This window comes from Actinokineospora auranticolor (genome assembly GCF_041897805.1).
GTDB lineage: Bacteria > Actinomycetota > Actinomycetes > Mycobacteriales > Pseudonocardiaceae > Actinokineospora > Actinokineospora auranticolor.
In genome coordinates, this window is record NZ_CP154825.1 from 675,760 (window position 1) to 688,273 (window position 12,514).

13 protein-coding genes and 1 pseudogene are annotated in these 12,514 nt (G+C 72.2%); 7 read left to right on the forward strand and 7 right to left on the reverse strand.

The genetic code is table 11. The features are described from left to right. Positions 1–56 precede the first annotated feature (56 nt). Together V5P93_RS03335 and mihF are read right to left on the reverse strand one after the other, a co-directional pair. A complete protein-coding gene (locus V5P93_RS03335; protein WP_104477415.1) occupies positions 57–1,175 on the reverse strand; it encodes an isochorismate synthase in 1,119 nt (372 codons plus the stop codon). Between the two features lie 123 nt (positions 1,176–1,298). Continuing rightward, on the reverse strand, positions 1,299–1,610 hold the full coding sequence (mihF, locus tag V5P93_RS03340; protein ID WP_181043336.1) for an integration host factor, actinobacterial type: 312 nt from the start codon (positions 1,608–1,610) through the stop codon (positions 1,299–1,301). Between the two features lie 355 nt (positions 1,611–1,965). On the opposite strand from mihF, the gene V5P93_RS03345 reads away from it, so the two are divergent. Next, positions 1,966–3,600 carry a long-chain fatty acid--CoA ligase gene (locus V5P93_RS03345; protein WP_104477413.1) on the forward strand — a complete coding sequence of 545 codons (1,635 nt, stop codon included), beginning with the start codon at positions 1,966–1,968 and terminating at the stop codon, positions 3,598–3,600. 190 nt (positions 3,601–3,790) lie between these two features. Then, positions 3,791–4,279 (forward strand): PadR family transcriptional regulator, encoded by a 489-nt coding sequence (locus tag V5P93_RS03350; RefSeq protein WP_181043335.1) that lies wholly within the window; start codon positions 3,791–3,793, stop codon positions 4,277–4,279. A 180-nt stretch (positions 4,280–4,459) separates the two neighbouring features. On the opposite strand, the gene V5P93_RS03355 is transcribed toward V5P93_RS03350, so the two are convergent. The 3 genes from V5P93_RS03355 to V5P93_RS03365 all read right to left on the reverse strand — a co-directional run bounded on the left by V5P93_RS03355 (position 4,460) and on the right by V5P93_RS03365 (position 6,494). After that, a complete protein-coding gene (locus tag V5P93_RS03355; RefSeq protein ID WP_104477409.1) occupies positions 4,460–4,987 on the reverse strand; it encodes a DUF4232 domain-containing protein in 528 nt (175 codons plus the stop codon). A gap of 83 nt (positions 4,988–5,070) precedes the next feature. Beyond that, a complete protein-coding gene (locus tag V5P93_RS03360) occupies positions 5,071–6,108 on the reverse strand; it encodes a gamma-glutamylcyclotransferase (RefSeq protein WP_104477407.1) in 1,038 nt (345 codons plus the stop codon). Then, the gene (locus tag V5P93_RS03365; RefSeq protein WP_104477405.1) at positions 6,105–6,494 is read right to left on the reverse strand and encodes a helix-turn-helix domain-containing protein; all 390 of its coding nucleotides are present in this window, start codon (positions 6,492–6,494) and stop codon (positions 6,105–6,107) included. Before V5P93_RS03365 ends, V5P93_RS03360 begins: the two co-directional genes overlap by 4 nt. A 128-nt stretch (positions 6,495–6,622) precedes the next feature. On the opposite strand from V5P93_RS03365, the gene V5P93_RS03370 reads away from it, so the two are divergent. Both V5P93_RS03370 and V5P93_RS03375 read left to right on the forward strand, forming a co-directional pair. Then, positions 6,623–7,471, forward strand: a complete 849-nt coding sequence (locus V5P93_RS03370) for an SDR family oxidoreductase (RefSeq protein ID WP_104477403.1) — start codon at positions 6,623–6,625, stop codon at positions 7,469–7,471. 124 nt (positions 7,472–7,595) lie between these two features. Then, positions 7,596–8,018: a hypothetical protein gene (locus tag V5P93_RS03375; RefSeq protein WP_104477401.1), complete on the forward strand. Its 423-nt coding sequence runs from the start codon at positions 7,596–7,598 to the stop codon at positions 8,016–8,018. On the opposite strand, the gene V5P93_RS03380 is transcribed toward V5P93_RS03375, so the two are convergent. After that, entirely contained in the window at positions 8,013–8,699 is a 687-nt protein-coding gene (locus V5P93_RS03380; protein WP_104477399.1) for an alpha/beta fold hydrolase, read from the reverse strand. The genes V5P93_RS03375 and V5P93_RS03380 overlap by 6 nt on opposite strands. 44 nt (positions 8,700–8,743) lie before the next feature. Here V5P93_RS03380 and V5P93_RS03385 point away from each other — a divergent pair, with 44 nt between their 5' ends. Both V5P93_RS03385 and V5P93_RS03390 read left to right on the forward strand, forming a co-directional pair. Beyond that, positions 8,744–10,078 (forward strand): PLP-dependent aminotransferase family protein, encoded by a 1,335-nt coding sequence (locus V5P93_RS03385; RefSeq protein ID WP_245931081.1) that lies wholly within the window; start codon positions 8,744–8,746, stop codon positions 10,076–10,078. A 21-nt stretch (positions 10,079–10,099) separates the two neighbouring features. After that, positions 10,100–10,309: pseudogene (locus tag V5P93_RS03390) on the forward strand (SAM-dependent methyltransferase); the annotation flags it as partial. Positions 10,310–10,401: 92 nt separating this feature from the next. Here the strand turns inward: V5P93_RS03390 and V5P93_RS03395 are convergent. After that, positions 10,402–11,172, reverse strand: coding sequence for a type VII secretion system-associated protein (locus V5P93_RS03395; RefSeq protein WP_146107936.1), 771 nt, complete (start codon positions 11,170–11,172; stop codon positions 10,402–10,404). 768 nt (positions 11,173–11,940) lie between these two features. Between V5P93_RS03395 and V5P93_RS03400 the strand changes: the two genes are divergently transcribed. After that, the gene (locus V5P93_RS03400) at positions 11,941–12,420 is read left to right on the forward strand and encodes a helix-turn-helix transcriptional regulator (protein ID WP_104477393.1); all 480 of its coding nucleotides are present in this window, start codon (positions 11,941–11,943) and stop codon (positions 12,418–12,420) included. Positions 12,421–12,514 lie beyond the last annotated feature (94 nt).

Here is a 12,514-nt window from a genome sequence, read left to right on the forward strand (position 1 = left end):
GCTCGTGTACCCGGTGTCGCCTGGAGCGGACCGGTTGGGGCATCGCGACGCTGTGGCTAGAGGCCCAAGACCCGCAAGAGGGTGGCGAACTTGGCTGAGGTCTCGTCCAGTTCGGCGGTGGGGTCGGACTCGGGCATGATGCCCGCGCCCGAGTACAGCCGCATGCGCGAGCCCAGCACCTCCCCGCACCGGATCCCCACGACCCACTCCCCGTCCCCCGACGCCGAGCACCAGCCCACGGCCCCGCCGTAGAAGCCGCGCGAGAACGGTTCCAGTTCGCCGATCACCGTCCGGGCCAGGGGTCTGGGGGTCCCGCACACGGCCGGGGTCGGGTGTAGCGCCGCCGCCAACCGCAGGGCGGAGACGTCCAGGTCGACGAGTTCTCCGGTGACCTTTGTGGACAGGTGCCACATGGTCGGCGTGCCGACCAGGGACGGTCCACTGGGGACGGTCAGCGACCGGCAGAACGGGCGCAGCCCCTCGACCACCGCCGCCACCACGACCCGGTGCTCGGCCAGGTCCTTCGCCGACGCCAGCAGCTCCGCCCCGGCCGCCCGGTCCGCCGCGTCGTCCGCGCCGCGCGGTCGGGAGCCCGCCAGCGGGTTCGACTCCACCCGTGACCCGCGCCGGGACAGCAGCAGCTCCGGGCTGGCGCCGAAGAGGGTCGCGCCGCCGGGGAGCGGTGTGGCGAAGGTGTAACCGGATGGGTTCGTCTCCACCAGGCCCGGCAAGAGCGCGTCCAGCCGGATTCGCTCGGCGTAGGTGAGTTCGAGGGTGCGCGCGAGGACCACTTTGCGTAGACCTTCGTCCGCGCGCATCGCGCTCACGGCCGCCGCCACGGCCCGCCGGTAGCCGTCACCGGTGGGTACCTCGGTTACGGTGGGTGGCGACGGACGCCACGGCTCCACAGGGGACCGGTACGGGTGGACGGTCCCCGTACACCGCACCGACTGGGGGACAAGGACATGCGGCGCGGCGTCGCCGTCGAAGGGCAGCGCGCCCACGGCGACCGGGACGCCGGAGTCCACGAGGTCCTTGGTGACCCGGGTGGCGAGCTCGTCCGGGTCGGTCTCCGCGACCACCGCGCGCACGCCGTCGGCGACCACCGTGGTCTCCGGACCGGCCAGCAGGAACGAACCGTCGAACAGCCTGGTGGCACCGCCTTCGGAGTCCATGCCCCCATCATGCCCACAGCCGCGTCGAACGGCTGGTATGGCGTTGGCCACCGGCGCGTCCGGGAAAGAGAAAACCGCTGGTGAGCGGCCCGTGGGCGCTCACCAGCGGTGCTCGGGGGAAACCTAGTTCAGCGCGTCGATCAGCGCCGAGCGCTGCCGATCGCCGAGGCCCGCCGCGCGCCGGTCGGGGTCGATCCCGGCCTGCTCCAGCAGGGCGGCCACCTTCACCGCGCCCAGGCCGGGAACGGCCTTGAGCAGGGCAGCGACCTTGGTCTTCCCGATGGTCTTGTCCTCCTTGGCCTTGCCGAGCACAGTGGCGATGGACTTCTCGCCGGACTTGATCTGCGCCAGCAGCTCGGACCGCGCCTTGCGGGCCTCGGCGGCCTTGGCCAGCGCATCGGCGCGCTGCTCGGGAGTCAACGTGGGCAGAGCCAACGTGGTAATCCTTTCCTTCTTCACCCGACCGCGGCAGCGGCGGGTCAGCAGTGGTTCCGGGGCATCGCGGCTACCGACGGTCACCGGAGCGGTCTGCGACCCCCGCTCCAGGCGCACCGTGCGACCCGGCGGCGCCATGCCTTTCACCAGTAAACGACACCTCGCAGGGCAACATACCCCCGACACGCGCAAACCTCCTCCCGAGCACGCGACCCTGGGCGTGGCGACGCAGCGTGACAGCATGATCAAATACCGAAAATGGTCGATTTGCCTCGTGTTCCCGACCCCCAAACGTGCCTTATCGTCTGCGACTACCAGTCGGTAAGTCGGGGCGGTCCAGGGAGCTTGAACAACGATGCTAAGCACGATGCAGGACGGCAACCTGTCCATCGCCACGCTGTTGCGCCACGGCAGCACCGTGCACGCCGCGAGCGAGGTGACCACCTGGGCCGGTGACGGGGGGCGCACGAGCACCTACGCCGAGGTGGGCGCCCGCGCGGGCCGGCTGGCGAACGCGCTGCGCGGGTTGGGAGTGACCGGCGACCAGCGGGTCGCGACGTTCATGTGGAACAACACCGAGCACCTGACCGCCTACCTCGCCGTCCCCGCCATGGGCGCGGTGCTGCACACGCTCAACGTCCGGCTCTTCCCCGAGCAGCTGACCTACATCGCCAACCACGCCGAGGACCACGTCGTCATCGTCGACGCGACCCTGGCGCCGCTGCTGGCCAAGGTGCTGCCCACGTTCACCACCGTCCGGCACGTGGTCGTCGCCAACGGGCCCGCCGAGGCCCTCGCCGCCCCCGACGGCGTCGCCGTGCACTCCTACGACGCCCTGCTCGACGCCGCGTCCCCCGACTTCGACTGGCCCGAAGTGGACGAGCGCGCGGCGGCGGCGATGTGCTACACGTCCGGCACCACCGGCAACCCCAAGGGCGTCGTCTACTCGCACCGGTCCATCTGGCTGCACTCCATGCAGGTCTGCATGGTCGACGGGCTCGGGCTGTCCGCGGGCGACCGCTCGCTGGTCGTGGTGCCGCAGTTCCACGCGATGGCCTGGGGCCTGCCGTACGCGGCGTTCATGTCCGGCTCGTCGCTGGTCATGCCGGACCGGTTCCTGCAGCCGGAGCCGCTGGCGACCATGATCGCCACGCTGCGCCCGACGCACTCGGCCGCCGTCCCGACCATATGGCAGGGCCTGCTGGCGCACCTCGAGCGGCACCCGGCCGACCTGTCCTCGCTGCGCGAGGTGGTCATCGGCGGCGCGGCCTGCCCGCCGTCGCTGATGCGCGCCTTCGCCGACCGCCACGGCGTGCACATCACCCACGCGTGGGGCATGACCGAGACCTCACCGCTCGGCTCTGTGGCCCGCCCGCCCGCCGGGGCCACCGGCGAGGAAGCCTGGGAGTACCGCGTCACCCAGGGCAGGCTCCCGGCCTCGGTCACCGCGCGGCTGATCGGCGAGGACGGCCAGGACGTGCCGTGGGACGGTGCGAGCGTCGGCGAGCTGGCCGTGCGCGGACCGTGGATCGCGGGCGCCTACTACCGGCCCGAGCCCGGCGAGGACGCCGAGAAGTTCACCGACGGCTGGCTGCGCACCGGCGACGTCGGCACGCTCACCCCGAACGGCTTCCTCACCCTGACCGACCGGGCGAAGGACGTCATCAAGTCGGGTGGTGAGTGGATCTCCTCGGTGGAGCTGGAGAACCACGTCATGGCGCACCCGGCGGTCGCCGAGGCGGCCGTCATCGGCGTCCCGGACGAGCGCTGGACCGAGCGGCCGCTGGTCGCGGTCGTGCTGCGACCCGAGGCCGAGGCGGGCGCGGAGGAGCTGAGGGCCTTCCTCGAGGGCAAGGTCGCGGGCTGGCAGGTGCCGGAGAACTGGGCGTTCGTGGCGGAGGTGCCCAAGACCAGCGTGGGCAAGTTCGACAAGAAGGTGTTGCGGGCCGACTACGCAGAGGGACGACTGGAGGTCAAGCACCTCGGCTGACCAGTCGGCGCCCCGGGACGGCCATACGCCGTCCCGGTACCGCCGAATGGGGACATCGGTTCACCTTGCTAGGTATGGTCTTCGCGTTCCCCGTGCCGAGTTTTCGCCAGGAGGTGCCACCCTGCCCCCCGAACCAAGCCAGGGCGCGCGCGAGCGCAAGCTCAACGCCACGTCATTCGTGGTACTGGGGATGCTCGCCCACGGCCCGGCGACCAGCTACGACCTCAAGCAGCGCGTCGGCGGCACCATCGGCAACTTCTGGGCCTTCGCGCACTCGCAGCTCTACGACGAGCCCGCCCGGCTGGCCGAGGCCGGATTGCTGGTCGCGTCCGAGGAGGAGGGCGGCAGGCGCAGGCGCACCTACTCGATCACCGACCTCGGTCGGGCCGCGCTGCGCGAGTGGCTGTCCGCGCCGACCCCGGACCAGACCGAGGTGCGCGACCTGGGGCTGCTCAAGCTGTTCTTCTCGACCTTCGGCGCCGACGGCGACCTGGCCACGCTGGCCCACGACCGGTTCGAGTCGCACCGGGCGCGCGCGGACGAGTACGCGCGGATGTACGAGGTCCTGGTGCCGCACGCCGACCCGTGGTCGATGAAGTCGCTGGAACTGGGGATCCGGATCGAGCGCTGCGCCCAGGAGTTCTGGGCCGAGTTCCGGGACGAGCTCGGCGGAGCGTAGGACAGTGGTTTACAGATCGCCACGAAAGAGGGAAAATAACCCCCGCAAGGGTGGGCGGACGTGACGCACCCGCGAGCCCATGCAGGGTGGGGTCCCAACAGGGATCGGGGTTGTGGGGTGTTACCGGTGGGACGGCACGGGTAACACCCCACTCTCCGTCTTCAGCCCGCTCGGCCGGGCTTACGGCCGGAAGTACGCGCTGTGCTCGATCCGCCCGCCGGAGCAGACCGCGCCGAAGGCGAACGGCACGGTGAAGGGGCTGGTGCCGTCCGGCGGGATGACCCGCAGCCCGGTCGACGCGCGCTGGCACGGGCCGTCCGCGTTGTCGCCGGGGCCGGTGACGACGCTCCAGTGCAGCCGCTTGTCGGCGGTCGCGCCGGGGGTCACCACGAGCGCGCTCGGACCCGGGTTGGGCGTGCGCACCGCGTCGGTCGGGTTCGGCAGGCCGTCGGCGGCGTAGAAGCCCAGGCCGCCGTAGCCCTGCAACAGGCACGCGGTGGCCGAGGTGTTGCGCACGCGCAGCGTCGCGTACCGCTGGCCCGCGCCGGAATCGAGGTCGCGCACCTCACCGGAGAGTTGCGTCGGCGCGCATTGGCTTATCGCCACCCGGTTGGCTTGCTCGGTTGGTTGGTCGGTCTGGTTGATCACCGCCTGCGGTGCGGCCGCGGTCGCGGCGAGCGCCAGTGCGGCAAAAGCGTTCCCCCACATGGTTTCTCCTCGGGTAGTCGCAGAACGGCTGAGCTACCCGTCTTACTAGCGCTCGGGAACACCTGGGGCGCAACGGCTCACGTTCACTCCATTGGCGGTACCAGGGGCATTCCGTCGAAGGGGGCGATCCAGACATAAGTCCAGGCAAGGGTTCCGTCTTCGAGAACCACCCGGACCCGTTTGTACTCATCGCCTTCGTAGTCGTCGATGGCGCTGAGGTCCGTGCCGTAGTGGATGGGGACCACGCTGCCGGTGACGCCGGGGCCGTCACCCAGAACCATTGCCGGGTAACCGAACCCGGTGTCGTAGAGGCTGCCCGCGAGCCGTGCGCCGCGCGGTGGCCCGGCGGCGTGGTCGGCCAGCAGGTGCCAGTGCGACCGGCCGGGGCGCAACGTGCCGTAGACGAATAGCGCTCCCGGGAAGTCGGCGGGATCCGGCGCTCCGGTGATCGCCTCCACGGTCAAGCCGTCGCTTCGCGCGGGCTCGCCGACGAGCGCGACCGCCGCCGCCTGCGGGACGTCGGCGCACCGGACGGGTTTCCCGTCGACGAGCAGGGGGCGGCGGATGGTGGTCGCGCCGACGTAGGCGGGGACGCGGTCGAAGGTGCCGTGCGCGTCGATCAGCGCGACCTCACCGGAGGCGACGCGGGCCAGCGCGTACCGCTCGCCCCGGCCCTCGCAGACGTCGAGCACCGCGACCTGGTCGGGGGTCACCATCAGGACGGCGTGGTCCTCGACGGCACCGGGGTAGGCGGCCAGCACGACCGGCCGCTGGTCGTCGACCACGCGGAACCCCGCGGCCCACACCGCGGCGAGGTCGCGGCACCGGGCGCGCAGCACGACGACGGGACCGGTGAGCCCGAGGTCGGTGCGCAGCCAGGTGATCTTGGACGGGCAGGGGTTCGAGCCGTAGGACAGCACCGGCACCCGCGCGGCCATCGGGGCGGCGCCGCGGTCGGCGAGCCAGTCGTCGAGGTCCCGGGTGTCCACGCGCCAGCCGGAGAGCGCGGCGGGGTCGGCGGTGATGGCCCAGCCGCCGTCCGCGTCGTGAACGTAGGAGTGCGCGGGCCGGGAACCGGGGTAGGGGACAGCGGGGAAATCGGCGTCGGCGAACGGGGTCACCGGGTCGCGGCCCGCCGCTCGTCGTAGTCGGCCTGGGCGCGCAGGATCTTGGCGGTGCTGCCCTCGATGAGCCGGTACAGGCCGCGCACCTGCTCGGCGATCGGCACGCCGACCGCGGTCAACGAGTAGTCGACGTGCGGCGGGATCACCGGGCGCACCTCGCGGTGGACCAGCCCGTCCCGCTCCAGCGCCTGGAGGGTCTGGGCGAGCATCTTCTCGCTAACGCCACCCACCGCGCGGCGCAGCTCGCTGAACCGCAGCGTGCCGTCGAGCAGGACCGCGAGCACCAGCACGCCCCAGCGGCTGGCGATGTGCTCCATGACCGCCCGGCCCGGGCAGTTGCGGTCGTAGACGTCGAACGATGTGGTTTCCGTCATGCCGCCCATCGTGGCCAGACCTCTCAGCAGGACTCTTTCGTCGAGGTAAGTATAGGACTCTGGGGTAGGTACTTACCAGAAGTTAGTGACCCTACCTACGGTTCCCCCGACTCCTGGTTCTCTGCGGAAGGAACACGATGACGATCCTGGTGACGGGCGCGACCGGCAATCTCGGCGGGCTCATCGTCAAGCAGCTGCTGACCCGCGTCCCGGCCGCGGACCTCGCGGTCTCGGTCCGCGCTCCGGAGAAGGCCGCGCACCTGGCCGCCCAGGGCGTCGACGTCCGCCAAGGCGACTTTGGGCAGCCCGAGTCGCTGCGGTTCGACGGCGTGGACACCCTGGTCCTGGTGTCGGCCGACGGCCCGGACGACGTCCGCGTCGCCGCCCAGAAGTCCGCCGTGGACGCCGCGGACAAGGCGGGTGTCGGTCGGATCGTCTACACCAGCGTGAGCTTCGCCGACGTCTCCCCGCTGGGCCTGGCCCGCGTGCACGCGGCCACCGAGGACCACATCCGCGCGTCCGGCCTGCCGTTCACCTTCCTGCGCAACGGTATGTACCACGAGAATTACGTCAACGGGCTCCCCGGCGCGCTGGAGCGCGGCAGCCTGGTCACCACCACGGGCGCGGGGCGGATCGCCTCGGTCAGCCGCGAGGACCTGGCCGAGGCCGCTGCGGTGGTCGCGACCACGCAAGGCCACGACGGCGCCGTCTACGAGCTGACCGGCCCGCGCGCGTGGGGCTTCGACGAGCTGGCCGCGCTCGCGGCCGAGGTGACCGGGAAGCCGCTGACTCACGTGAGCGTCGAGGCCGCGCAGCTGCACGGCAACCTCGTCGCGGCGGGCCTGCCGGAGTTCGTCGCCGAGCTGCTGACCGACATCCAGTCCAACATCCGCACCGGCGCGCTCAGCGAGGTCCGGCCGGACCTGGCGAAGCTCATCGGCCGTGCGCCCACCCCGATCGAGACCGCGGTCCGCGCGGCGCTCTAGCCGACGGGGCGACCGGTTGTGCCGCGTGCGGTGCGGCACAGCCGGTCCGGGTTCCCCCGGAACAGCGCGTGACCGGATCCCCGGAGCCTTCCCAACTCCCGCTCCCATCGGCGAAGCTGACCCCATGACCACGCCGCCGCCGCGACCGGACCTCCCGGCCCTGCCGCACCCACCCGCCCGAGCGGAGCCGCACGCCGACCCGGCACCGCCCGCCGCGGACCCGCTCGCGCAGATCACCGTCAGCAAGCGCGTCTTCGCCGCCGTGCTGGCGGGTGTCGCGCTCGTCACCGGGCTCGTCCTGGCCATCGTGCCCGTGTCCGTGGCCCACCCGGTTCCCAATCGGACCGTCACCTGCGGGAACACCTTCGGTGGTGCCGAGTCCGCGTCCGTCGTGGCCGACCTCGACCGACCGACCCGCACGGAGGTCGTCAGCTACATCGACATCTGCGAGCGCGCCATCAGCGGGCGCGCCGACTACGCGGTGCTCCTCTTCTTCGGCGGTCTCGCCACCCTCATCGGGCTCGGTGTGGTCCGCCGCGACTCATAGTCCAGCCAGGAAGTCGCCCACCGCCGCGTTGAACGCCGTCTGCCGCTCCAGGTTGGGCAGGTGCGCGGCGCCCTCGATGACGACCAGCGACGTCGACGGGATCAGTTCCGCTTCCGCGACCGGGGTGTACGAGTCCTCGCTGCCGACGACCACGAGGGTGGGGACCGGGTTCGCCAGCAGGCTCTCCCGGTAGTCCGGCCGTTCGGCGCGCCCCCGCTGAGCCGCCGCCGCGCCGTCGGGCGGTGCCGCGAGCATCATGCGCCGTACGTGTTCCGCCGCCTCGTCGTTGCCCGGCGCGACCATCTTCCAGAGCGCCTCCGCCGCGTACGGCGCCATGCCCTCGCGGCTGAGCCGGTCGGCCATCGCCAACCTTTCCCCTTTGGTTTCCGGGGTTTCCGCGCGCGCCGAGGTATCCGCGAGGATCAGCGCGCGCACCCGCGACGGGTACAACCGGTGGAACTCCATGGCGATCTGCCCGCCCATCGAGAGTCCACACAGGACAACCGGGTCCGGCCCGGCGACCTCGGCGAGGTCCGCGGCGAAGGTCGACATCGGGGTGACCCCGGACGCGGCGGGTCCGTCGCCGTAGCCGCGCAGGTCCGGGGCGGTGCCGCCGAAGCGGGTCAGCTGCGGTGCCCACATCGTCCGGTCGAAGGGGTGGCCGTGCACGTAGAGGAGCATGGTTTCGAAGGTATTCGCGCTATAGTCGCGGTGCAATCAAAACAATGCCCTCGGAGCAATCGATGGACTACCGCCAGGTCGCCGACCGGATCGCCGCCGACATCGCGGCGGGCAGGCTGAAACCGGGCGAGCGGCTGCCCACCCAGCGCCGGTTCGCCCGGACCCACGGCATCGCCGCCTCCACGGCCTCCCGCGTCTACGGCGAGCTGGTGCGCCGGGGCCTGGTGGTCGGCGAGGTCGGCCGGGGCACGTTCGTGCGCGCGGGCACCCGCCTGCCCGGCCCGGTGCTCGCCGAACCCGCCGCGCTCGCGGTCGACCTGGAGCTGAACTTCCCGGTCCTGCCCGAGCACGCGGACCTCCTCGCGGAGAGCCTGCGCAAGCAGGTCAAACCCGCCGCCATGGCCGACGCGATCCGCGCCGTCGGGGTCGCGGGCACCCTGGCGGCCCGGGAGGCGGCGGCGGTCGCGCTGGCCCGCGACGGCTGGTCGCCCCAGCCGCAGGACGTGCTGTTCGCGGGCAACGGCAGGCAGGCCATCGCGGGCGTCATCGCCGCGATGGTGCCGCCGGGGGAGCGGCTGGGCGTCGAGGAGTTGACGTACGCGGTCGTCAAGGGGATCGCCGCGCGGCTCGGCGTCACGCTGGTGCCACTGGCCGTCGACGGCGAAGGCGTCACGCCCGCGGCCCTGCGCGCGGCCGGTCCACTGCGCGCGGTGTACCTGCAACCCGCGCTGCACAACCCACTCGGCGTGTCGATGAGCGCCGTCCGCCGCGCCGAGGTGGCCGAAGTGCTGGCGGACAAGGGGATCCCGCTCATCGAGGACACCATCTACGGCTTCCTGCACGACGACCCGCCGCTCGCCGCCCTGCTGCCCGACCGCGCGGTCGTCGTCGACAGCCTCTCCAAGCGGCTGGCCCCCGGGCTGAGCCTCGGCTTCGCCATCGCGGGCCGGGCGCTGCGCGCCGAGGTCGCCGCCGCCATCCGCACCGGTGGCTGGGGCCCGCAGGGCTTCGCGCTCGCCGCCGCCACCGCCTGGCTGACCGACGGCACCGCCACCCGCCTGCGCGCCGACAAGCGCGCCGACGCCCGGGCCCGGCAGCGCCTGGTCGCCGAACGCCTGGCGGGCTTCGACGTCCAGGCCGACTCCCGCGCCTACCACTGCTGGTGGCGCCTGCCCGCGCACTGGCGCGCCGAGACGTTCGTGGCCGCCGCGGCCCGCTCCGGCATCGCCATCACCCCGGCCGCCGCCTTCACCGTCGCCACCGCCCGGGCCCCGCACGCGGTCCGGCTCGCCACGGCGTCGCCACCCCTGCCGACCCTCGCCGCCGCGCTCGACCGGCTCGCCGACATCGCCCGCACCGAGGACCTCGGCGCGGATTGAGCCGTCGCTACGGTCGTCGGCATGTCGATCAACGACGGCCAGGAGCGGACCCGCGCGGCCTTCGACGCCGTGGCGACCGGGTACGCGGCGGTGGTCCCGACCATCGACGACGACCACCCGATCGACCGGGCCGTGCTGGGCGCCTTCGCCGAACTGGTGCGCGGCCCCGTGCTCGACGCGGGCTGTGGAACCGGTCGGGTGACGGGCTTCCTGCGCGCGCGGGGCACCGACGTCGCGGGCGTCGACCTGTCACCCGGCATGCTCGCCGTCGCGCGCACGGCACCCCGGCTGCCGCTTCACCGAGGGTTCCCTGCTGGCCCTGGTCAGTCCGTGATGATCCGCAGGGCCTCCACCAGCACCGTGCCCGGGATGCGGACCTGCAGGTCGGGGGCGGCGTGCAGGAGCAGGTCCGGTGGGCCGCCCGGGACGTCGGAGAGCCTGCGGATCAGCAGGGCGACCTCGACGCCGCTGAACTGCTGCCAGTGGCCGGGCCACGCGCCCGGCATCGCGTCCTGGCTGACGAACGCGTCCACCACCCGGTCGCGCAGCACCAGCCGGGTGCGCGGCGGGCGGTTCGGGTCGGCGGGCAGCACCAGGGTCGCGGCCATGACCGCCAGCACCGCCTCGCGGTACTCGATCTGACCGGTGTGCGCGAGCTGCAGGACCGACTCGGCCTCGGTGCGCGGCTTGGGCCAGCCCAGCGCGACCGGGGACGGCCGGTAGTTCGGGTTCGGCTGGAAGGCGTCGATGATCCAGCCCTGACCGTCCACCGGGTACCGGCCGACCAGCGCCCACGGCGGTCGCTGCGGTCCCGGGTGGGCCGGGTCGAAGACCTCCACCCAGCCGCCGGGGTTGTACATCGCCCAGGAGCGCATCTCGTGGGTGATGACCGGCGGGGCGCACTCGCGGTAGTTCGGGTTGGGGATGAACTCGTCGGTGACCTCGCCGCCCGCGTCCACCCAGAACCGCCCGACGACCTCAGTGGACCCCGGCGCGAGCACGGGGATCCAGCTGTTGGGTGCGAACCTGGCCCGCGCCCGCACCCCCGAGGTGACCTCGGGGGGCCTGCGCGGTGTCGACATCGGTGATGCCACGGGGCCCTGCCTCACGACGTGCTGGCGACTGGATGCTCACGGCTTACTTCGCAGGGTAAGCGACCCGCTCGTCCGACAGGCGACGACGACACCCCCGGGTGGCCGATCGGGGGGTACTCCACCCGGTCGTCGCGGGCCGGGGGTGCGCTGTTCGGGTGACGCGGCCACGTTCGGTGGCTTGCCCGCGCGGGTTCCGCTCCGCCGACCCGTTCGGGTGGGCCCGATAAAAGCGCTCACCCTGCGCGCACGGCGTCGGGAGCGCGCCCACGCGGGCGGTCGCCGCGTCCGCCGCGGGCGCGCCGGGAATTGCCGGGCGCCGAAGGGCGCGGTGACGATTGTTTGGTGGTTACCCCATTCCCCGCGGCCGGGACAGCGGTGGCACGCGGTACCGGGTGGTGGTGCCGCGTCGCCCGGGGATGAACGCGCGCGCCCGGGTCCGGCTTTCGTTCCCGGCATCGCGTTCCGCCCGGGAGAGAAATTTGTCTGGTGACAACTTGATGGCCGACCGCACGAATTGTCCGGGTCAGCGAAAAAACGGCACCGGGATATCACCCGATCGGGTAAAACCGGCCCGGTCCGCCGCCTACTTCTCTCGTCCACAGTGGACAGTGTGGTGGCCGCCACGGGTCGAATGCCTCTGGCGGATGGGGCGGCCGGCGGGCATCGGACTCGGCGCAGTGTTGCCTACAACGCAGAAACAATTAGCAACATAAAGGCATTGGCGTTTCACGGTCGTCATGTCGGCGACTATGCGGGATCATCTCCGCCATGACCGGGCGGGACGGTGAAGACAAGACCTCTTGGCCACTCGGGGAAGTTCTGCGTCGAGCAAGGGACGACAAGGGCTGGTCGCAGGAGGACGCGGCCCAGAAGGCCCGCTTCTCACGCACCTCGTGGCAACAACTGGAAAGCGGGCGGAGGGCGGACCGAAAACCGTTCCGGCCCAAAGCGGATACCGTCATCAACGCGGCGCTGGCCGTGGACGTGGATCCGCGCGAGGCGCTGGAGCTGGCGAAACTCGATCCCACGCGGTACGAACCGGCCCGCGCGGGCAGGCCGACGGCCACCGTGACCGAGGTGCGCGAGCTCGTCATGCGGCTCACCGAGGAACAGCGGCAGGCGGTGGTGAACCTCATCCGCTCCTTCACCGAACCGGCACCACCGAGCGCGCCCGCGACGGCTGAGGCTTATCGGCACAATTCCGTGCTCAACGCCCGCAAGCGCGTGCGCGACGTCGACTCCGACTGACACCGCGGGCCTGGAGCGGCCCGCGGCATCCCGCGTTCGATTTCCCGGCGGACCACGGACGACCCGCGTAGCGCTGGTCGACCCGGCCCCGTGG